General features: G+C 69.4%; 18 protein-coding genes and 1 rRNA gene. 9 read left to right on the top strand and 10 right to left on the bottom strand.

Annotated features, from left to right (window positions below; all coding sequences use genetic code 11):
• Window positions 1-135: 135 nt before the first annotated feature.
• Window positions 136-252 (top strand): 5S ribosomal RNA (gene rrf, locus ACZ562_RS16245).
• A gap of 194 nt (window positions 253-446) precedes the next feature.
• On the opposite strand, the gene ACZ562_RS16250 is transcribed toward rrf, so the two are convergent.
• From ACZ562_RS16250 to ACZ562_RS16280, 7 genes are all read right to left on the bottom strand, one after another.
• Window positions 447-2,000 (bottom strand): type IV secretory system conjugative DNA transfer family protein, encoded by a 1,554-nt coding sequence (locus ACZ562_RS16250; protein ID WP_471178858.1) that lies wholly within the window; start codon window positions 1,998-2,000, stop codon window positions 447-449.
• 15 nt (window positions 2,001-2,015) lie between these two features.
• Window positions 2,016-3,443 carry an ATP-binding protein gene (locus tag ACZ562_RS16255; RefSeq protein ID WP_471178860.1) on the bottom strand — a complete coding sequence of 476 codons (1,428 nt, stop codon included), beginning with the start codon at window positions 3,441-3,443 and terminating at the stop codon, window positions 2,016-2,018.
• Window positions 3,444-3,457: 14 nt separating this feature from the next.
• Window positions 3,458-5,017 (bottom strand): SCO6880 family protein, encoded by a 1,560-nt coding sequence (locus tag ACZ562_RS16260; protein WP_471178863.1) that lies wholly within the window; start codon window positions 5,015-5,017, stop codon window positions 3,458-3,460.
• Window positions 5,014-6,339, bottom strand: a complete 1,326-nt coding sequence (locus ACZ562_RS16265) for a hypothetical protein (RefSeq protein WP_471178866.1) — start codon at window positions 6,337-6,339, stop codon at window positions 5,014-5,016. Before ACZ562_RS16265 ends, ACZ562_RS16260 begins: the two co-directional genes overlap by 4 nt.
• Window positions 6,329-7,135: a DUF8175 domain-containg protein gene (locus ACZ562_RS16270; protein WP_471178868.1), complete on the bottom strand. Its 807-nt coding sequence runs from the start codon at window positions 7,133-7,135 to the stop codon at window positions 6,329-6,331. The genes ACZ562_RS16265 and ACZ562_RS16270 overlap by 11 nt, the downstream gene beginning before the upstream one ends.
• Window positions 7,136-7,333: 198 nt before the next feature.
• Window positions 7,334-7,642, bottom strand: a complete 309-nt coding sequence (locus tag ACZ562_RS16275) for a hypothetical protein (RefSeq protein WP_150958034.1) — start codon at window positions 7,640-7,642, stop codon at window positions 7,334-7,336.
• A 492-nt stretch (window positions 7,643-8,134) separates the two neighbouring features.
• Window positions 8,135-8,737 (bottom strand): TetR/AcrR family transcriptional regulator, encoded by a 603-nt coding sequence (locus tag ACZ562_RS16280; RefSeq protein ID WP_471178871.1) that lies wholly within the window; start codon window positions 8,735-8,737, stop codon window positions 8,135-8,137.
• 89 nt (window positions 8,738-8,826) lie between these two features.
• On the opposite strand from ACZ562_RS16280, the gene ACZ562_RS16285 reads away from it, so the two are divergent.
• The 4 genes from ACZ562_RS16285 (at window position 8,827) to ACZ562_RS16300 (ending at window position 13,631) form a co-directional block, all read left to right on the top strand.
• A complete protein-coding gene (locus ACZ562_RS16285; RefSeq protein WP_471178874.1) occupies window positions 8,827-9,750 on the top strand; it encodes an oxidoreductase in 924 nt (307 codons plus the stop codon).
• A gap of 184 nt (window positions 9,751-9,934) precedes the next feature.
• Entirely contained in the window at window positions 9,935-11,647 is a 1,713-nt protein-coding gene (locus ACZ562_RS16290; RefSeq protein WP_471178877.1) for a serine/threonine-protein kinase, read from the top strand.
• A gap of 113 nt (window positions 11,648-11,760) precedes the next feature.
• Window positions 11,761-12,705, top strand: coding sequence for a C40 family peptidase (locus ACZ562_RS16295; RefSeq protein WP_471179607.1), 945 nt, complete (start codon window positions 11,761-11,763; stop codon window positions 12,703-12,705).
• Window positions 12,706-12,923: 218 nt separating this feature from the next.
• The gene (locus tag ACZ562_RS16300) at window positions 12,924-13,631 is read left to right on the top strand and encodes a phosphatase PAP2 family protein (protein WP_471178880.1); all 708 of its coding nucleotides are present in this window, start codon (window positions 12,924-12,926) and stop codon (window positions 13,629-13,631) included.
• Window positions 13,632-13,667: 36 nt separating this feature from the next.
• Here ACZ562_RS16300 and ACZ562_RS16305 read toward each other — a convergent pair whose 3' ends face one another.
• Complete coding sequence (locus ACZ562_RS16305) at window positions 13,668-15,227, bottom strand: FAD-binding oxidoreductase (RefSeq protein ID WP_471178883.1); 1,560 nt, start codon at window positions 15,225-15,227, stop codon at window positions 13,668-13,670.
• Window positions 15,228-15,689: 462 nt separating this feature from the next.
• On the opposite strand from ACZ562_RS16305, the gene ACZ562_RS16310 reads away from it, so the two are divergent.
• Entirely contained in the window at window positions 15,690-16,535 is an 846-nt protein-coding gene (locus ACZ562_RS16310) for an SCO4651 family lipoprotein (RefSeq protein ID WP_471178885.1), read from the top strand.
• A gap of 88 nt (window positions 16,536-16,623) precedes the next feature.
• Window positions 16,624-16,800 carry a hypothetical protein gene (locus ACZ562_RS16315; RefSeq protein ID WP_471178887.1) on the top strand — a complete coding sequence of 59 codons (177 nt, stop codon included), beginning with the start codon at window positions 16,624-16,626 and terminating at the stop codon, window positions 16,798-16,800.
• 39 nt (window positions 16,801-16,839) lie between these two features.
• Here the strand turns inward: ACZ562_RS16315 and ACZ562_RS16320 are convergent, their stop codons facing one another.
• Window positions 16,840-17,208: a metal-sensitive transcriptional regulator gene (locus ACZ562_RS16320; protein WP_471178890.1), complete on the bottom strand. Its 369-nt coding sequence runs from the start codon at window positions 17,206-17,208 to the stop codon at window positions 16,840-16,842.
• A 225-nt stretch (window positions 17,209-17,433) separates the two neighbouring features.
• Here ACZ562_RS16320 and ACZ562_RS16325 point away from each other — a divergent pair, with 225 nt between their 5' ends.
• Both ACZ562_RS16325 and ACZ562_RS16330 read left to right on the top strand, forming a co-directional pair.
• Window positions 17,434-18,054, top strand: a complete 621-nt coding sequence (locus ACZ562_RS16325) for a DUF47 domain-containing protein (protein WP_471178893.1) — start codon at window positions 17,434-17,436, stop codon at window positions 18,052-18,054.
• Window positions 18,055-18,061: 7 nt separating this feature from the next.
• On the top strand, window positions 18,062-19,060 hold the full coding sequence (locus tag ACZ562_RS16330; RefSeq protein ID WP_471178896.1) for an inorganic phosphate transporter: 999 nt from the start codon (window positions 18,062-18,064) through the stop codon (window positions 19,058-19,060).
• A gap of 143 nt (window positions 19,061-19,203) precedes the next feature.
• Here ACZ562_RS16330 and pstB read toward each other — a convergent pair whose 3' ends face one another.
• Window positions 19,204-19,980 carry a phosphate ABC transporter ATP-binding protein PstB gene (pstB, locus tag ACZ562_RS16335; protein ID WP_471178899.1) on the bottom strand — a complete coding sequence of 259 codons (777 nt, stop codon included), beginning with the start codon at window positions 19,978-19,980 and terminating at the stop codon, window positions 19,204-19,206.
• Window positions 19,981-20,022: the final 42 nt, after the last annotated feature.

Here is a 20,022-nt window from a genome sequence, read left to right on the forward strand (position 1 = left end):
GTGTGGAGGTGACTGGTACTAATAGGCCGAGGGCTTGTCCTCAGTTGCTCGCGTCCACTGTGTTGGTTCTGAAACCACGAACAACCCCGTTGCCACGGTCACGGTAGCGGTGCGGTATTCACAGTTTCATAGTGTTTCGGTGGTCATAGCGTGAGGGAAACGCCCGGTTACATTCCGAACCCGGAAGCTAAGCCTTACAGCGCCGATGGTACTGCAGGGGGGACCCTGTGGGAGAGTAGGACACCGCCGAACAATTATTACGGGAAACCCCCGCACCGAAAAGGTGCGGGGGTTTTCTGCGTTCCCGGGTACCTTGCCCGATGAGCATCCCGAGCAGCGGGGGAGCGGGCTCACCGAGGCGTAGAGGGGCTCGCCGACACCGTGCCTCTGGTGGAGGATTCGGGGGAGTCCGAGTCGGAGTTCGTCCTCGAACGGAAGTGAACGGGCTACACCGGGAGTTCGTCGTGCGGCCAGCGGGCGCGGCCCTGTTCGCGGGAGCGGAGCAGGGCCAGAGTGGGCAGACCCCGGTCCGCTCCGTTTGCCAGCAGCTCCGGGAGCTGGGGAAGCGGAGCCACCGCTGCGATGTCGTCCAGGACGAGTGTCAGTGGTGGGTCGAGCCGACCGGAGGATGACCGTTCGGCCATGCGCCGGCCGCGCTCGACCACGCTTGCGGTGAGGGCCGTCAGCAGGGGCATCGCGCCGGGGTTCGCCCTGGGGTCCTCGATGGATTCACCGATCACATAAAGCGTGCCCCCTTCGTCGACGAAGGAATCCAAGGCGAGCGCATCAGTTCGGTTTGGAGTGCACGCCTCGCGGATGTTGACCGTGAAGAGGGCGGACAGGGCACGGCTCGTCAGCTCCTGCGCCATGTCACGGCGTTCGGGGTGCGCGGTGAGCGCGGCTTCGAGTTCCCCGGCGGCGCCGGGGGCGGCCTTGGGGTTCGTACGGAGGATGCGTACGGCGTCCTGGACCTGGGTGCCCTGGGACCAGCGGTGGACGTGGCGGATGGTGCGGCCGTCGACGGCAGCGGCGTGCAGGTAGCTGCGCAAGAGCGTTTCGGCGGTGTCGGCCGTGGCTTGGTCGAGCTTGGCGGTGGGGCGGACGGGGCTGAGGAGGGCCGCGGCTCTGGTTGCTGCAGTCTGCTTGTTCTCGCAGCCCGCTGAGGGGGACCAGTGGAGGCGGGCCGGGGTGTCGCAGAGGTGGACGGGGTCGTAGAGGTGGACCGGGCCCAGTTTGGCTCTGGCGTCTTTCGTGTCCTGCCAGAGAGACGCGTTCGAGGTGACGACCAGGGCTGGGCCTTCCGCGTCGCGCACGGCCTGGGTTGCGGCTGCCCGGCGGCCTTCCCTCGTGGCCACGAAGACTCTTTCCCACCCACTCGCCTGTTCACCGTCAAACGCGGAAGCGGCGGGCTGCGGCGGCGGCGTCGCGCGGAGTGGTTCCGCCGGGAGCGTCGGCGTCGGCTCCGGGGTCTCGGTCTGCTCCGGCGTCGGTCTCGGCGCCGGTACGTCATGGCGGTCCGGTGTCGGTTCCGGTACCGGTACCGGAACCGACACCGGAACCGGTACCTCCTGGGCGCCCAGTGCCGGTCTCGGTGCCACGGCCGTAGCCCGGCCCAGCGCTTCCGCCCGGCGTCTCGCCCTGACCGCTCTCCAGCGCGCCAGCGTGCCCATCACGAACACGGTCAGGACGAACAGCAGCATCAGCTGGCCGATGAACAGGCCCCAGAAGAGTCCGTATCCCGAGAGCTGGTCCGCCGGGGCGTCCGGCCAGGCGCCGGGGATGTCGTGGGGCCGGCCGATCAGCCGGCGCATGGCCAGGGGGGTGCGGGTGAAGGTGACGCCGTCCGGCCAGGCGCCGTGGGCGAAGAGGGCGGCCAGGCCGGCCGCCGTCCACACCAGCAGGGTCATGCCGAGGAGGAAGGCGAGGATGCCGATCAGCAGCCCGTCGGGGATGCCTCCCTGCCCGTCCTGCCGGCGGTCACGGTGATCGTCCGGTCTCACGCGGCCCCCTTGTGCCTAGGCCACCGTCGACTCGGACGAGCCGTCCAAGTCGCTGAGGTGCTGTTCCATGAAGGCCGCCGCCCTTTCCTCCGCTTCGAGCTCGGCGGCCCGCAGGGCGTCGTCCGTGAGGTCGTGGTCGCTGGAGGACTCGGTCATCGCGCGGTCGGTGAACACCAGCGGCCGTTCGGTCTCCGTGACCAGGTGTTTGACCACCTGGACGTTGCCGTTGACGTCCCAGACAGCGATGCCGGGGGTGAGGGTGGGGATGATCTCCACGGCCCAGCGCGGCAGACCCAGCACCCGGCCCGTCGCCCTCGCCTCGTCCGCCTTCTGGGCGTAGATCGTCCGTGTGGACGCCATCTTCAGGATGGCCGCGGCCTCCTTCGCCGCAGCTCCGTCGACCACGTCGGACAGGTGGTGCACGACCGCCACGAAGGACAGACCCAGCCGGCGCCCGAACTTCAGGAGCCGCTGGAACAGCTGGGCCACGAACGGGCTGTTGATGATGTGCCAGGCCTCCTCGACCAGGAAGATGCGCTTCTTCCGGTCGGGGCGGATCCAGGTGTGCTCCAGCCACACGCCGACGATCGCCATCAGGATCGGCATGGCGATGGAGTTGCGGTCGATGTGGGACAGGTCGAAGACGATCAGCGGGGCGTCCAGGTCGATGCCGACCGTCGTCGGGCCGTCGAACATGCCCCGCAGGTCACCGTCGACCAGGCGGTCGAGGACCAGCGCCACGTCCAGGCCCCACGCCCGGACGTCGTCTATGTCGACGTTCATCGCCTCGGCGGACTCCGGCTCGGGGTGCCGTAGCTGCTCGACGATGTCCGTGAGGACCGGCTGGCGCTCGACGATCGTCTCGTTGACGTAGGCGTGGGCGACCTTCAGGGCGAAGCCCGAGCGTTCGTCGAGGCCGTGCCCCATGGCGACCTCGATGATGGTCCGGAGCAGCGCGAGCTGGCCGGTCGTCGTGATCGACGGGTCCAGGGGATTGAGGCGGATCCCGTGGTCCAGGGCCGCCATCGGGTCCAGCCGGATGGGAGTTATCCCCAGCTCCTGCGCGATCAGGTTCCATTCGCCGACCCCGTCCTCGCCCTGAGCGTCCAGGACGACGACCTGGCGGTCGCGGAAGCGCAGTTGTCGTAGGACGTACGTCTTCTCCAGGGCCGACTTGCCGTTGCCGGACTCGCCGAGGACCAGCCAGTGGGGCGCGGGGAGCTGCTGGCCGTAAAGCTGGAAGGGGTCGTAGATGTAGCCCTTTCCGGAGTAGACCTCGCGGCCGATGATGACGCCCGAGTCGCCGAGGCCGGGGGCGGCTGTCGGGAGGTAGACCGCCTGGGCCTGGCCCGTGGACGTGCGGACCGGGAGGCGGGTCGTCTCGACCTTGCCGAAGAGGAAGGACGTGAAGGCGTCGGTGAGGACGGACAGCGGGTCCCGCATCAGCGCATCAGCCCCTACCTTCGGATTCCGGTGGCGAACGGGAGCGTGTTCACGAAGGCGCGGTGGTGCTCGCGGTCGCACCACTCCAGCTTCAGGTACGACTTTCCGGCCGAGGCCCGGATGGTCCGCTTGTCGCGGGCCAGGGCCTCGGGGGAACGGGCGGAGACGGTGATGTAGCCGACCAGGTTCACGCCCGCCGCGCCGCTCGCGAGGTCTTCTCCGCGCTGGTCGAGCCGGTTGTGGGCGGCGATGTCACGGGGGTCGACGGTGCGGTTCATCTTGGCGGCGCGGGACGCCTCCGCCTCGTCGTTGGTCTTCTCGGTCAGCATGCGCTCGATGGCGACCTCGGTGGGTTCGAGGTCCATCGTGACGGCGACCGTCCGGATGACGTCCGGGGTGTGGACGAGGAGCGGGGCCAGGAAGTTGACGCCCACCGGGGTCATCGGCCACTCCTTCACCCAGGCCGTGGCGTGGCACCAGGGGGCGCGGGTCGACGACTCGCGGGTCTTCGCCTGGAGGTACGTCGGCTCCATGGCGTCCAGCTCGGCCGGCCAGGCGTTGCGCCTCGTCATCGCCTGGATGTGGTCGATGGGGTGGTCCGGGTCGTACATGGAGTGGATGAGCGAGGCGAGGCGGCCCTGCCCGAGGGGCTGCCGTACGCGGATGTCGGCTTCCTGGAGGCGGGAGCAGATGTCGGTGAGCTCGCGCGCCATGACGACGGCGAGACCGGCGTCCCGGTCGAGCTTGCGGCCCGCCTGCGGCCGTGCCGCCCGCGCCATGGCCTGCGCCTCCGCGGCCAGTTCGCGCGTGTAGTGCATGCACGCGACGAGGTAGGCGCGGTGCTGCTCGCTGCTGGTGGACACCATCGACTGCAGCTGGTCGTACGACTGCGTCAGCCACGCGGGCGCCTTGGCGTCCCCGCGTACGGCGACGTCCTTGGCGTGGGCGTCCGGGTCGGCGGGGAGGGTGCGGGCGAGCATCTGGAGGCGGGTGACGAAGCCGTCGCCGTTCGCCACGTGCTTGAGGAGCGTGCCGAAGCGGTCGACGAGGGCTTCCTGGTCCTCGGAGTCGCGCAGACCGACGCCCGGGCCCTCGATCTCGATGGCCGCGGTGACGGTCCTGCGGTCCGCGTGCAGGAGTACGGCGATCTCGTCCGGGCCGAACGGAGCGGCCAGCCAGCTGATACGGCCGATACCGGGCGGCGGGCCGACCTCGATCTCCCGGCCGTCGATGCGGGTGCCGGCCTCCATCGCGGAGGAACGGTACGTCGTGCCCTGGCGCAGGGCCCGCTTGTAGCTGCGGTTGATCTCGAACCACTTGTAGAACGTGCGGCGCTTGTACGGCACGTACACCGCGGCCAGCGCGACCAGCGGGAAGCCCATGAGGAGCACGATGCGCAGGGACAGGACGGGGACGAGAAGACCGCACATCATGCCGAGGAACGCGCCCGCGATGATCAGCGTGATCTCGCCGGTCTCACGGTTGCGGCCGACGATCGCGTTCGGCCGGGCGCGCCCGATCAGATATGTACGGCGGGGCGTGACCGGATGGGACACGTGGGACTCGGTCGTCAACGCCCTTCACCTCCCGTGCGATTGGTACTGCTGTTGCGGGTGTTGCCGGCATGCGGTGAGTTCACCGGGCTGCGGGGCGCCGGTGCGGCGGAGGGGACAGATCCGCCGCCTCCGTTCGAGGCTCGCGAGCTGTGCGCGGCGACGCCGCCGGTCGCCGGGTTGGCGGGGCGGGGACCGGAGGACGGGGTGCCTCCTGAGCCGCCGTTGTTGTCGGCGCGGGTGCTGTGCGTCTTGATGCCCTGGGCGACCAGGGTCGCCGGGGAGCTGATGACCGCGGCGGCCTTGCCCTCGGCGCCCTGCATGATGCGGTTGTTGCGGGAGCCGGCGATCTCGTCGCCGAAGCCCGGGACGAAGCGGTAGATCATCGCGCTGGCGAAGATGGCGAGCAGGATGATGGCGAGGCCGGAGACGACGGCGGAGAAGGCGTCGGGGCCGTCGTCGGCGGACAGGGCACCGGCCAGGCCCAGCACGATGACGATGACCGGCTTGACCAGGATGACCGCGATCATGATGCCCGCCCAGCGGCGGACGTGGCCCCACAGGTTCTTGTCGACCAGGCCGGCGTAGACGACGGTGCCGAGGAGGGCGCCGACGTAGAGCAGGGCGGCGCGGATCACCAGCTCCAGCCACAGCACTCCGGCGGCGAGGATGGACACGAGGGACACCACGATCAGCATGATCGGGCCGCCGCCGATGTCCTCGCCCTTGTTCAGGGCGCCGGAGAAGGTGCCGAAGAAGGTGTCCGTCTGGTCCCCGGTCGTCTTCGCGAGGACCTCCGAGACGCCGTCCGTCGCGGAGACGACCGTGTAGAGGATCAGGGGGGTGAAGGCGGAGGCGAGCACCGTGAGCCAGAGGAAGCCGATCGCTTCGCTGATGGCGGTGGTGAGGGGAACGCCCCGCACGGCTCGCTTGGCAACCGCCAGGAGCCAGAGGAGGAGCGTGAGGATCGTCGACGCGGCGAAGACGACCGCGTACTGCTGCAGGAACTTGGAGTTCGTGAAGTCGACGTTCGCGGTCTCCTTCACGGCGTCACTGAGCTTGTCGACGGTCCAGGAGGCGGCGTCGGCACAGCCCCTTGCCAGGGAGGAGAGGGGGTCGAGGGTGTCGGTGAGGTTGGAGGAACCGGATCCGCCGCCGCCACCTGTGCTGTCGCCTTCGCAGTAGTCCTTGGCGGGGCCGTGGATCAAGTCGCAGGGATCGTTGCTCGGTGAGGGTGTAGGTGTGGGAGCTGCGAGGGCACGGGTGGCCAGCAGCACGGCGGTTGCTTGTACGGCGGCAAGCAGGCCAGTGAGCTTGAGCGCATGGTGACGGCTACCGGGCATACGTGAACCCTCCGTACTCCTCGACGGCCTTCGCCATATCGTCGGCGCTGGAGGCCCTGTCGTCGCCGGGCACGGGCGCCGGGCCTTCCTTCTGAGAGTGCGTCACGATCTTCCAGTCGCTGTTGGTCCACTCGAGCTTCATCGTGATCGTGAACCAGCTGTTCGTGACGGGGTTCGTCGAGTTCTCGCCAGCGAGGCCGAGGAGGCCGCTGCACCAGACCTCAACGGTCGCGCTGCTGTCCGATGCCTCGGTGACCTTGGTGCCGATCGGACTCGTACGGGATACGAAGGTGTAGCCCGCCGGTGTTGAGCCGTCCTCGTTCAAGCCGACGTTCTTGTTGAAGCCGGGGCTGTACGCCTGGTCCAGCTTGGCCTCGAAGTCGGAGACCCGTGAGGGCGTGATGAGAGCCTGCAGGATGGCGTCGCGCTTGGCCTTGTTGAACATTTCGGCTGAACCGAGCGCTACCGCATAATTCGCCGCCGCACTCTGCGCCCCCTGCTCATCACGGGCGAAGCCCGACCGCACCGGCTTCTCCCCCGTCGCCGCCGTGGGTGCCGCCTCCGGCTTGTTCCCCGCCCCGTCCTCCGATGAGGAATCGTCTCCTCCGCGGTTCGCGAAGGCGATCGCGGCGATCAGGAGGACGACCACGCCGACCACCGTGACCAGGCTCCGTGAGGAGGATCTGCCGCCTGTGCGGCGGGTGTCGCCGCCCCGGTCGGGCAGGTGGGTCCGGGTCTGGCCGGTGCCGCCGTAACCGCCGGAGGCCGAGGCCTCGTTTTCGTCCCCGAGACTCATGCCGCGTACGCCCCCTCGACGTCGTGCGGAAACATGTAGGAGTACGACGGTAGCCGTGCTGGTTCCCGCGCGGGCGCGGTGTGGTGACTCGACATCAGGGAAACGCAACCTCAGCCGGTGGGCACGACGGGTGGGTGGGGTAGAGGGGAAACCGGGCGCGCCCGGCCGGACTGACGGTGCGTCGACCGGACGCCCCGGCTACACGGCCATGCCGTACACGATGGTGAAGAGCGTGCCGAGTGAGCCGATGATGAACACGCCCGTCAGGCCCGCGACGATGAGGCCCTTGCCCTGCTCCGCGCTGAATGTGTCGCGCAGCGCGGTCGCGCCGATGCGCTGTTTGGCGGCGCCCCAGATGGCGATGCCGAGGCAGATCAGGATGGCCACCGCCATCACGACCTCGATCATCACCTTCGCCTCGTTGCCCAGGCTGCCGAAGGGGCCCCAGTCCGGAGCGATCCCGCCGATGATGGTGTTGATGTCTCCCTTGTCGGCCGCAAAGAGCATGTAAGTCACCGCCCCTGGTGGGTAGTTCCGCATCCCCTGCAGGTGCGCAGAGGTCAGGCATCATTGTCGCCGACGATGACGCTGTCGTATGTCGACTTGGCGTCATTGATTGGCGGGTTTCGTACGAACACCCTGCCACCGTCGCGCGCCTGGCTCGTGCCGGGAGGCGCGGGGCGGTGCCTGGTGAGTCGCATGGTTACTCTGTGTATCACGGCAGGTCACACCGGGCAATGAGGCCTGAGCGAAACCTGTCGTGTGGTTCCGTCGTTGTCCCCTTTTACGATCCTGACCCCCCGCGGCCCGGCCGTTTCTGACGGTCGGTCGGGGGCGGATCGTCCCGATGTTCTCCGGGTGAAGGTTATCCCCGGCATGTCGAACGGGCTGCGGCCGGGTGCCCCGGCCGGTCGGTCCGTGGTAGCCGGACTGCGCGGTGCAGAACCAACCGGTGGTGCAGGTGCCGTCGTTGCGGTCACGGGCCGCCGGTGCAGACGGTCAGCGCGGCTTGAGGCCGTGCATCAGGTGGTGGATCAGGACGTCGACGCCGTCCAGGGCCGCCTCGGGGGTGAGTATGGCGTTGGCCGTGAAGGTTGCGGTCCCGTGCAGGGCCGCGGCTGCCACGAGGGTGATCTGCGCGGGGTCGCCCGCCACGATCTCGCCGCGCTGCTGGGCGTCCGAGACCAGGCGTTCCAGGGAGCCCACGGTCCGGTCGATGGCGGTGGCCATCTGGTCGGAGGCGTCGGGCTCGTGCTTGCGGGCGTACATGAGCTCCAGCAGCGCGGCGTTGTCGATGGCGAAGCGGAGGTAGGCCCGGCCGAGTGCGGTGAGGCGCGGTTCCAGGGGGAGGGCCGGGTCGTCGGCCGCGTCGAGGGTCTGGGCCAGCCGCTCGTAACCGGTGAGAGCCAGGGCGTTGAGCAGGGCCTGCTTGTCCTTGAAGTGCCGGCCGGGGGCGGCGTGGCTGACGCCGGTCTCGCGGGCCAGTTCGCGCAGGGAGAGTGCGGCGGTCCCCCTCTCACGCAGGGTGCGCTCGGCACTGGCCAGCAGGGCGGCGCGCAGGTCTCCGTGGTGGTAGGGGCGGCTCTCGGGCATGCGCACCATAGTATCCCGATGTTTACGCCGCCATCATTGTTGCCACTGCCATCATTGTTGTCATTGACAGCATTGTAGGCGCCGCCTACATTGAGCGCATGGCTGACAAGGATGACCTGAACAAGTGGAACGCGAGCCGGCTCCCGGACCTCTCGGGCCGTACGGCCGTCGTCACCGGCGCCAACAGCGGCATCGGCCTCGTCGCCGCGGGCGCGCTGGCCGGCGCGGGCGCGCACGTCGTGTTCGCCGTACGGGACCCGGAGCGCGGCCGGGCGGCAGCGGCGACCGTGACCGGCAGCACGGAGGTCCGGCGCCTCGATCTCGCCGATCTCTCCTCCGTACGGGAGTTCGCCGGCTCCTGGGACGGCCCGCTGGACCTGTTGATCAACAACGCGGGCGTGATGATGATCCCGGAGCAGCGGACCAAGGACGGCTTCGAGATGCAGTTCGGCACCAACCACCTGGGCCACTTCGCCCTGACCAACCTGCTCCTGCCCTACGTCACCGACCGGGTCGTCACCGTCTCCTCCGGCGCGCACCGCTGGAGCGACGGAGTGATCCACTTCGACGACCTGAACCTCACGTCGAACTACGGCCCGCAGCGCGCCTACGCCCAGTCCAAGCTGGCGAACCTGCTGTTCACCCTCGAACTCCAGCGCCGCCTCACGGAATCCGGCTCCCCCGTCCGCGCCCTGGCCGCCCACCCCGGCTACGCGGCCACCAACCTCCAGAGCCACGCGGCGAACCCCGTCACCCGCATCGGCATGTGGCTCGGCAACCGGCTCGTGGCCCAGGACGACAAGGCCGGCGCCCTGCCGACCCTCTACGCCGCGACCCAGGACCTCCCCGGCGCGAGCTACGTCGGCCCCGACGGCCTGGGTGAGATGCGCGGCGCCCCGACCCTGGTGGGCCGCACGACCGCAGCCAGCGACCCGGCAGCGGCCCGCCGCCTGTGGACGGCGTCGGAGGAACTGACAGGCACGAGCTTCCCGCTGGCCGCGGCGCATTCGACACCGGTGTGAGGCCGACCGCGTTGCCGGCGGGAGGCCCCACTGCCACCAGGCGACCCGGGGCCGTCCCGACATCCCTGCCGAGCAAAGGCCTCGTGCAGGCGGAGGCGGCGGAGTTGTCCCGGGACGCGGCGGGTGTGCCGTGACCCGCGGGGGGTGCCTCCGCTGAACCGACCCGTATGGCAAGGTCACTTCAGTGGACGCACTGAAGGCTCAGGACCCCGCGCGAATAGGCGCGCACACGCTGCTCGCCCGGCTCGGTGCGGGCGGGATGGGACAGGTCTACCTCGGGCGGTCGCCCGGCGGGCGGCTCGTCGCGATCAAAGTGATCCGGGACGAGATCACCGACCATCCCGAGGCGCTGGCGCGGTTCCGTCGTGAGGTGGAGACGGTTCGGGCGGTGCGGAGTGCGTACACGGCGAACCTGATCGACGCGTCGTTGGACGCGGCGCCGTACTGGCTGGCCACCGAGTATGTGGCAGGGCCGACGTTGAGCAAGGCGGTGGGGGAGCGGGGGCCGTTCCCCGCCGAGACGTGCCGGGGGCTTTTCGCCGCGCTCGCCGAAGGGCTCGCGGCGGTGCACGCCCACGGCGTCACCCACCGGGACCTCAAGCCGCAGAACGTGATCCTCGCGGCCCAGGGGCCGCAGCTCATCGACTTCGGGATCGCGCGCGGCGCCGGGCAGACGGCGCTCACCGAGGCGGGATTCGCGCCGGGCACGCCCGGCTACACCGCGCCTGAGGTGCTGCTGCGCAACGAGGCGGGGCCTGCCGCGGACGTGTTCGCGCTCGGGGCGACACTCGCCTACGCGGCAACTGGGCGGCCTCCCTTCGGGGTTGGCGAGCCTGCCGGCGTCAGCTACCGGGCCGTGCACGAACCCATCGATCTCGCGGGTGTGGAAACAGAGTTGGCCGCTCTGGTCGAAGCATGCGCGGCCAAGGACCCGGCGGCGCGGCCCGGACTCGCCGAGGTGATCGCGCGGTGCGGGGTGCGCGCGGCGCTCGTCGAAGACATGTTCTATCGGGGCCTCGCGGTCTCGGCCGAGCCGGTGCCCCGGACGCCACCTGCCCGGCCGGAGCCCGCGCCCTCGTCGGGTCCGCCGTCACAGCCCGCGGGCCTGCACGATCTGCCGACGACCGCCTCCCCGTACGCCTACGGCCACGGGCACGGCTACACACCCACGCAGGTTGTCCGGCCCGCCTCGGCGGTCCGGCGCCGTACCGCGCCCTGGACGGCCGCGGTGGCGTTGGGGCTCGTGGTGGGGATCGGGGCGGCCACGGCCTTCGTACTGATGCAGCAGGGGAAGGACAAGGGAGGCGACGATTCCGCCGACGGGAGCAGCAAGGCGCCGACCACCTCTTCGAGCCCGAGCGCCTCGGAGGCGGCCACGGGAGCGCCCCCCTACGCGGCGGACAAGATAGACCGCGCGCTGTGGAACTCGGGCACGGACCAGTGCCAACTGCCCGCTGAGGAGCGGGCGAGCGGCGGGTTCCAGATGTCCCTCGCCGACCCCGACGATCCGGAGAACTACACGGCGACGTTCGCCGGCAAGGTGGAGATCGGATTCCGTGACAAGTACGCCTTCAGTTCGAAGGAGCCGTACTACGTGACCGTGAGTGTGAAGCCACCGCACGACATCGACCCCGACACCGGGAAGCCTGTCGACGGGATGCTCATCGACAACGCGAACGTGGGCTACACGAGCAAGCCACTCGATCTGTACGGCGAAGACCCGGCCGCCTGGAAGTCGGTCACTTACCCCGACGACTTCCACACCTGGGTCAAGGGCAAGCCGCTGCCGTCCATCCCGGTGTCCAACGACCCCGGCGACTGGACCGTGGAGTTTCACCACATCCGCACGCCGGACGACTACACGAGCGTCATGTGCACTGGTTTCACGGCGAAATGACGCCACCCTCGCCGGAAATGGCTTTGAACAGCGTCGACATGGGGGAGGGTTGAGCCGTGCGGAAAGTATGGGTGGCTGGCGGCGTCGCGATCGGGCTCGGGCTCAGCTTCGTGATGCTGCTCGTCGTGGGGGTGTACGTCGTCGCGGGGAACCTCGTCAACGGCGTGGGCGGAGGCACCAAGGCGCTGGCGAAGGGATCGGTGCCCGCCGCTTACCAGACCCTCGTGCAGAGGTGGGGCAACCTCTGCCCCGCCATCAACCCGGCACTGCTCGCCGCCCAGCTGTACCAGGAGAGCGGCTGGGATCCGGACATCGTCAGCCCCGCCGACGCACGCGGCATCGCTCAGTTCATCCCCGGCACCTGGGCCACGCACGGCATCGACGGGGACGGCGACGGCGACCGCGACATCTGGGATCCGAATGACGCGATTCCATCGGCCGCGTCGTACGACTGCGAACTCGCCGAGTACGTCAAGGATGTTCCCGGTGACACCACGAACAACATGCTCGCCGCCTACAACGCGGGCGCGTACCGCGTCATAAAGGCGGGCGGGATTCCGGCGATCAGCGAGACCCAGAACTACGTCAGGACCATCAGGACCCTGGAGGAGAGCTTCGCGGCTCCCGTCACCCGGGTCGATCCGTCCAAGCAGGCAGCCGGGGCCATCTACTACGCGCAGAAGAAGCTCGGCACGCCCTACCTCTGGGGCGGCACCGGTACCTCTGAGCAGGGCGGACGCTTCGACTGTTCGGGGCTGACCCAGGCCGCCTACGAGAGTGTCGGCGTCACGCTTCCCCGGGTCGCGAACGACCAGTACAACGCGGGAGCGCATCCCGCGCGGGACGAGCTGCTGCCCGGCGATCTGGTGTTCTTCTCGGACGACCTGACCAATTCACGCGCCATCCGGCATGTGGGGATCTACGTGGGGGGCGGATACATGATCGACGCGCCGCGAACGGGTGCTGTGATCCGGTTCGACCCGATCGACACTCCGGACTACTTCGGGGCCACCCGGGTGACCGAAGATGGCGCGAAAGCGCTGCCCACGACGGTCTGAACCGACCCGAACCGATCACAGCCCACCCCTGATCTGCGGCGATGTATCTCTCTTCGATAACGTCTGCGTGATCATTCGGTGGAGTGTGGAACGTATCAGCAGGGGTCGTGCGTTCCTGATGACGTAGTGAGCGGAAGCGGATCTACACACCACGGGGGTGGACAGCGCGGCGCGCGCAGGAGCGCGCCGGGGACAGACGACGAAGGGGCCGCAGCACCATGGCTGGACTCGCCGCATCCGGGTCGAACCCCGACGTCGACCTGCTGTACGACATCAACGGCCTGGCCAAGGACGCACCGAACTGGTTCGACCGGGTCATGGAGTACGTCGGGGAGTACGGGCTGCTGCTGGCCACGGTGCTGCTCGTGGTGTGGTGCTGGTGGTCCGTGCGGCGGCGGGGCGGCCAGGACGCCGCGTCCTCCGTCGCCGCGCTGGTGTGGGCGCCGCTGGCGGCCGCGATCGCGGTGCTGGTGAACGTACCGATACGCGGGTTCGTGGAGCGGCCCCGGCCCTTCCTCGACCATCAGGGGCTCGACGTCCTGGTGTCCGGGAAGACCGACTACTCCTTCGTGAGCGACCACGCGACGATCACCATGGCGATGGCGGTCGGACTGTTCGTCGCCAACCGGAAGTTCGGGCTCGTCGGGATCGGTCTGGCGTTGCTGGAGGGGTTCTGCCGGGTCTACATGGGGGTGCACTACCCGACCGACGTGGTGGGCGGGTTCGCGCTCGGCACGGCTGTCGCGCTGCTGCTGTCTCCGCTGGCGATGGCCTTGCTGACGCCGGTGATGAAGGCGGTCGAGCGGTCGTCGCGGGGCGGCTGGTTCATCCGTGCCCGGGGGCGGTCGTACGACGGGCAGGACGCGGCGATTCCGGGGGCACGCACGGAGACCCAGGGGGCCGAGGAGCGGGACCTGGCGGCCTAGTGCCCCCTGGCACCCCAGCCCCCTCGTTCAACGACCTCAGAGCGCCTGCCGATACGTGAAGAACCGATTCGGGTCGTACTGCTTCTTCAGGGCGGTCAGCCGCGCCGCCGCATCCCCGTAGTACGCCTTCCGCCAGTCCTTCAGGGTCGGGTCAGAGTAGTTCTGGTAGGCCGCGCCGGAGGCGTACGGCTTCATCGCGTCGTGGGCCGACGTCAGCCAGGACTGGGCCGCCGAGCCCGGGGTGCCCGCGCGCCAGGACGCGATGTACTGGGCCAGCATGCGGGAGCGGCGGTGGACGAAGGCCGTGGCCGTGGGGGAGACGCGGTTGACCGCGCCGCCCAGGGCCGTGAGGGCGATGCTGCCCGAGCCGCCCCGCACCGACCTGATCTGCGCCAGCAGCGTCCGGATGCCCGCCGCGGACAGCGAGCGGTCGAAGAAGTCCGACCTCGCCGCGTACGTCTCGCGGCCCAGCGCGCCCTGCGGGGAGCGGCCGGGGGTCGTGCCGGGCAGGTGGCACTGGGCGTCGTTCGTGTACGACGAGCAGCCGGCGTAGATCTCCATCGCCTCCTCGTAGCCGCGGCGCCTGAGAGACACGTTGCTCGCGGGGGCGCCGACCTTGGCGGCGAGGCGGTCCACGGCGTTCTGGAGTTCGCCGTACGTGCCGAGGGAGAAGGCGGCGACGGACACCGTGGGCGTGACCCCGGCCGCGCTCGCCAGGTGCAGGGACGACCAGATCTCGTCCGGCTGGGTCGGCCCCCACTCCTGCCACGCCTTCACCACCGCGGCCGCCTTCGCCCAAGGCCAGGTCAGGTACGCCGTCACCGCCTGCGGGGCGGGGTGGGTCCTGAACTGCAGCTCGGTCACGACGCCGAAGTTGCCGTTGCCCGCGCCGCGCAGGGCCCAGAAGAGGTCCTTGTTCTGCGTGGCGTTCGCGGTGAGCTGCTTGCCGTCCGCCGTGATCAGGGTCGCCTGGGTGAGGCTGTCGCAGGTCAGGCCGTACGCGCGCGAGACCACGCCGTGGCCGCCGCCCAGCACCAGGCCGGAGACGCCGACCGACGGGCACGAGCCCGCCGGTATCGTCACGCCCTTCGCGGCCAGCACGCGGTAGACGTCGATCAGTTTGGCGCCCGCGCCGACGACGGCCGACCCGCCGCCGGAACGGACCCGGTCGAGCTTCGAGACGTCGACGATCAGGCGGCCGTTGCCCGAGGACCAGCCGCCGTAGGAGTGGCCGCCGTTGCGGATCGCCACGCGGATGCTGTGGGCACGGGCGTACGCGAGGGCCGTACGGATGTCGTCCGGGTGCGCGACGTACGCGACCGCAGCCGGCTTCAGCGCGTCGAAGCGGGTGTTGTAGAGCTGCCGGGCCGCCGCCCACTTCGCGTCGCCGGGGCGGACCAGGGTGCCGTCCAGGCCGCGCGCGAGGGCGGTCCAGTCGGCGGCGGCGCTGACGCCGGTGGAACGCGACGAACGGGACGACAGGCCGGCGGTCTTCTCAGTGGCGGCCGTGCCGGCGGAGCCACCGCCCTTGCACGCGGCCGTCGCCACCGCCGTGATCGCGGCCGCGCCGCCCCCGATGAACGTACGCCGTTGCATGTTCCGTGCCTTCCGTCGGCCACTTGCCGGCTTCCGTGGAACGAGACGGGTCCCCGTGCCGGGGGGTTCCAAGAGCCGCTGCCGGTGGGCCGAAGTCTGAGTGCTGCCCGGCGCTGACGCCAGGGGTGGATCGCGCCGGCCCGGCGCCTGCGGGGTGCGGCAACGGCGGTGTCAGCTCACCCGTGTCCCTCCGCGTCCGCCCGGGCCAGGCTCCTCGCCCTGCGTGCCGGGCCGCGCCAGCCGCAGGTGCAGTGGGCCACGCAGAAGCGGCCCCTTTCGACCGTCGTCGTGAGGTGTTCCGGAGGATCCCCGCCCGGCCCGGTCCCGTGCTGCTGCGCCACGGCGACAACGTTACAGAGGCCAGGTAAAGGCCCGGTATGCGCGTGACGGGCCTCCCTACTCGTCGTTAACCGGAACGACGGGGGGCCCGTGACGGACGTACCGGCTGGGGGTAGGCAGGCGATGGCGGAGCGGCAGCAGCAGCGGCAGCGGCGGCGGCTGGGTGGCACGGTCGTCGTGGCGCTCGTGGTCTGTGTCGGCGCCGGGGCGAGCGGATGCACCGGCAGCGGGGCCGCCGCCGAGGACTCCCGCGCCGCCGATCCGGTCCAGGTGCTGCACCGGGCCGCCGACGCCCTGGTGGACGCCGGGACCTCGAAGGCGCGTACGTCGATGGAGATGGCCACCGGCGGGACGCGGGTGACCATCCGGGGCGAGGGAGTCTATGACTACCGGCGGCAGCTCGGGCGGCTGAAGGTACTGCTGCCGCAGGACCCGGCGGGCACGAGCGAGCATCGGCACATCACCGAACTCCTCGCCCCGGGCGCCCTGTTCATGAAGAACCGGGGCGCCGGGGTGCCCGCCGACAAATGGGTGCGAGTGGACACGGGCACGCTGTCCGACGGGAACCTGGTGACCGGCGGGGCCACGGACCCCTTCGCCGCCGCCGAAGTGCTGCGCGGGGCGCGGACGGCGGCATACGTGGGCAGGACCGAGGTCGGCGGGACCGAGGTGCGGCACTACCGCGGAACCGCCGATCTCGCGGTGGCGGCGAGGGCCGCGTCGAAGGGCGTGGAGAAGTCCTTGGCGGCAGCGGCGAAAGGGTTCGCCACCGTCCGGGTCCCGTTCGACGTCTTCCTCGACGAACAGGGGCGCATCCGCAAGATCCGGCACCGGTTCAGCTTCGTCAACGGGCAGCAGAAGGGCCCGGTCGCGGTCGCCTCGACGACGCTGCTGTACGACTTCGGGGCCCCCGTGGACGTACGGCTGCCGGAGGGCGGGGACATCTACGCCGGCAAGATCGCGGAGTAGCCGGCGGCGAGAACTAGCCCTTCCGTGCCATGCGCGGTATGTAGGCCGCTCCCTACTCTAGGAATTCGGTGACGGCAGAGAAGAGGTGATGCGCGTGGCTCCGGTCGGCGGTACGGCGGTGCAGGACCACGTGGCCCTCGCCGAGATCGAGCTGTGCGGAGAGCTGATCATCGCGGCTTCGGCCGCCGACGAGGACCGGCTCAGCCTGGAGAGCATCGACGAGGTGCTGAGAGTGGCCGAGGAGCGAGACGCCTGCGGCGGTTGAGCCCGGGCCCCCTCCCGCGCCCCCGGCGGGCAGCCGGTTTCACGTGCGCAGCAGCCGGCCGATCGCCTTCGTCGCCTCCTCCACCTTCGCGTCGACCTCGGTGCCGCCCTGGAGGGCCGCGTCGGCGACACAGTGGCGCAGATGTTCCTCCAGGAGCCGCAGGGCGAAGGACTGCAGGGCCTTGGTGGAGGCGGAGACCTGGGTGAGTATGTCGATGCAGTACACGTCCTCGTCGACCATCCGCTGCAGGCCGCGGATCTGGCCCTCGATACGGCGCAGCCGCTTGAGGTGCTCGTCCTTCTGCTTGTGGTAGCCGTGCACACCGCGGTCGTGGTCCGTCACCACGTCCGGACCCGTGCCCTCGACGGCTGCGGAGGGCGCTTCCGCGCCGGCACCGGTGGTCGTCATCGCGTCCTCCAGACATATACCCCTACCGGGTATATCGTACCGAACTTTGGCGGGTATACGGCTGGTGGCCGTTGCCGTATGCAGGGGCTGGACTGGACCACCGGGCTGCCCCCGTGCTCATCACTTCTGTCTGATGGGTGACACTGGTGGACGGCCCGTTAGCCGTGGCTGGATGATGCGCCTAGCATCAGCCTGACCGAAACCAATGCACCCCGAGGACCCCTTGTGCGATTTCGTCTGACCCCCAGGGAGACGAGCTTCTATGACATGTTCGCCGCATCCGCGGACAACATCGTCACGGGCTCCAAGCTCCTGATGGAACTGCTCGGGGCGGACACCGCCGGCCGGGCCGAGATCGCAGAGCGGATGCGGGCGGCGGAACACGCAGGTGACGACGCCACGCACGCGATCTTCCACCAGCTCAACTCCTCGTTCATCACGCCGTTCGACCGTGAGGACATCTACTCCCTCGCGTCCTCCCTCGACGACATCATGGACTTCATGGAGGAGGCCGTCGACCTGGTCGTCCTCTACAACGTCGAGGAGTTGCCCAAGGGCGTCGAGCAGCAGATCGAGGTGCTGGCACGGGCTGCGGAGCTGACGGCCGAGGCCATGCCGAACCTGCGGACCATGGACAACCTCACCGAGTACTGGATCGAGGTCAACCGCCTCGAGAACCAGGCCGACCAGATCCACCGCAAGCTGCTCGCTCAGCTCTTCAACGGCAAGTACGACGCCATCGAGGTGCTCAAGCTCAAGCAGATCGTGGATGTGCTGGAGGAAGCGGCCGACGCGTTCGAGCACGTGGCGAACACGGTGGAGACCATCGCCGTCAAGGAGTCCTGAACTCTCCATGGACAACCTGGCTCTGGTCGTGACCATCGGGGTCGCGCTCTTCTTCACGTACACGAACGGTTTCCACGACTCGGCCAACGCGATCGCCACCTCCGTGTCGACGCGCGCGCTGACGCCGAAGGCGGCGCTGGCGATGGCCGCCGTGATGAACCTCGCGGGTGCGTTCCTGGGCTCCGGGGTCGCCAAGACCGTCAGCGAGGGCCTGATCCAGACACCCGAGGGCTCGAAGGGGATGGGGATCCTCTTCGCCGCGCTGGTCGGTGCGATCACCTGGAATCTGATCACCTGGTACTTCGGCCTGCCCTCGTCCTCCTCGCACGCGTTGTTCGGCGGCATGGTCGGGGCGGCGCTCGCCGGTGGTACGACCGTCTACTGGTCCGGGGTGCTGGAGAAGGTCGTCATCCCGATGTTCGTGTCACCGGTGGTCGGCCTGGTCGTCGGCTACCTGGTCATGACGGCGATCCTGTGGATCTTCCGGCGGTCCAATCCGCACAAGGCCAAGCGCGGCTTCCGGATAGCGCAGACGGTGTCGGCGGCCGGAATGGCGCTCGGGCACGGTCTGCAGGACGCGCAGAAGACGATGGGCATCGTGGTGATGGCGCTGGTCATCGCCGATGTCGAGGACTACGGGGACCCGATCCCGGTCTGGGTGAAGATCGTCTGTGCGGTGATGCTGTCGCTCGGCACGTACGCGGGTGGCTGGCGGATCATGCGGACGCTGGGGCGGAAGATCATCGAGCTGGACCCGCCGCAGGGGTTCGCCGCGGAGACGACGGGGGCGTCGATCATGTTCGCCACGGCGTTTCTCTTCAAGGCTCCGATCTCCACGACCCACGTCATCACCTCCGCGATCATGGGTGTCGGGGCGACGAAGCGCGTGAATGCCGTGCGGTGGGGGGTTGCCAAGAACATCGTGATGGGGTGGTTCATCACGATGCCGGCGGCTGCGATCGTGGCGGCCTGCGCGTTCGGGGTCATTGATCTGGCGTTCCTCTAGGCCCTGTCGTCCCAGGGGGCTCGGCCGCCTGAAGAGGCACCGTAAGAAGCGGGCCCGCCCCCGGTTTCCCGGGGGCGGGCCCGCTTGTTCCTCGCGGTGGCACCGCCATGCAGCACCGCGAGGGGCTCTGTGCGGGCGTCGGCTCAGCCGAACCGGCCGGAGATGTAGTCCTCCGTCGCCTGGACCGCCGGGTTGGAGAAGATGCGCTCCGTGTCGTCGATCTCGATCAGCCTGCCGGGCTGCCCGACCGCCGCCAGGTTGAAGAAGGCCGTGCGGTCGGAGACACGGGCGGCCTGCTGCATGTTGTGCGTCACGATGACGATCGTGAAGCGCTCCTTCAGCTCGCCGATCAGGTCCTCGATGGCTAGGGTGGAGATCGGGTCCAGGGCGGAGCACGGCTCGTCCATGAGCAGGACCTTCGGTTCCACCGCGATGGCACGGGCGATGCACAGCCGCTGCTGCTGACCGCCGGACAGGCCCGAGCCGGGCTTGTTCAGACGGTCCTTGACCTCGTTCCAGAGGTTCGCGCCCTTCAGGGACTTCTCGACGACGTCCGCCAGCTGGTTCTTCTTGTAGCTGCCGTTGAGCCGCAGGCCCGCGGCCACGTTGTCGAAGATCGACATCGTGGGGAACGGGTTGGGGCGCTGGAACACCATGCCGACCTCGCGGCGGACGGACACCGGGTCTATGCCGGCGCCGTAGAGGTCCTCGTCGTCCAGGAGCACCTTGCCCTCGACACGGCCGCCGGGGGTGACCTCGTGCATACGGTTGAGCGTGCGCAGGAACGTCGACTTGCCGCAGCCGGAGGGGCCGATGAACGCCGTCACCGAGCGGGGCTCGACGGTCATCGAGATGTCTTCGATCGCCTTGTGGGAGCCGTAGTAGGCGGTGAGGCCGCTTACGTCGATTCGCTTGGCCATGATTCCGTCACTTCCAGAAATTCAGATCGGTCGCTGATTGGC

The organism is Streptomyces sp. NPDC040410 (genome assembly GCF_055595715.1).

Excerpts from the sequence above, each read along its gene's own strand:
- ACZ562_RS16305 (WP_471178883.1), bottom strand. The coding sequence starts at position 15,227 with ATGCAACGGCGTACGTTCATCGGGGGCGGCGCGGCCGCGATCACGGCG.
- ACZ562_RS16280 (WP_471178871.1), bottom strand. The coding sequence starts at position 8,737 with ATGGTGCGCATGCCCGAGAGCCGCCCCTACCACCACGGAGACCTGCGC.
- ACZ562_RS16300 (WP_471178880.1), top strand. The coding sequence starts at position 12,924 with ATGGCTGGACTCGCCGCATCCGGGTCGAACCCCGACGTCGACCTGCTG.
- ACZ562_RS16285 (WP_471178874.1), top strand. The coding sequence starts at position 8,827 with ATGGCTGACAAGGATGACCTGAACAAGTGGAACGCGAGCCGGCTCCCG.
- ACZ562_RS16295 (WP_471179607.1), top strand. The coding sequence starts at position 11,761 with ATGCTGCTCGTCGTGGGGGTGTACGTCGTCGCGGGGAACCTCGTCAAC.
- ACZ562_RS16330 (WP_471178896.1), top strand. The coding sequence starts at position 18,062 with ATGGACAACCTGGCTCTGGTCGTGACCATCGGGGTCGCGCTCTTCTTC.
- ACZ562_RS16265 (WP_471178866.1), bottom strand. The coding sequence starts at position 6,339 with ATGCCCGGTAGCCGTCACCATGCGCTCAAGCTCACTGGCCTGCTTGCC.
- ACZ562_RS16310 (WP_471178885.1), top strand. The coding sequence starts at position 15,690 with ATGGCGGAGCGGCAGCAGCAGCGGCAGCGGCGGCGGCTGGGTGGCACG.
- ACZ562_RS16315 (WP_471178887.1), top strand. The coding sequence starts at position 16,624 with ATGCGCGTGGCTCCGGTCGGCGGTACGGCGGTGCAGGACCACGTGGCC.
- ACZ562_RS16255 (WP_471178860.1), bottom strand. The coding sequence starts at position 3,443 with ATGCGGGACCCGCTGTCCGTCCTCACCGACGCCTTCACGTCCTTCCTC.
- pstB (WP_471178899.1), bottom strand. The coding sequence starts at position 19,980 with ATGGCCAAGCGAATCGACGTAAGCGGCCTCACCGCCTACTACGGCTCC.
- ACZ562_RS16275 (WP_150958034.1), bottom strand. The coding sequence starts at position 7,642 with ATGCTCTTTGCGGCCGACAAGGGAGACATCAACACCATCATCGGCGGG.
- ACZ562_RS16320 (WP_471178890.1), bottom strand. The coding sequence starts at position 17,208 with ATGACGACCACCGGTGCCGGCGCGGAAGCGCCCTCCGCAGCCGTCGAG.
- ACZ562_RS16270 (WP_471178868.1), bottom strand. The coding sequence starts at position 7,135 with ATGAGTCTCGGGGACGAAAACGAGGCCTCGGCCTCCGGCGGTTACGGC.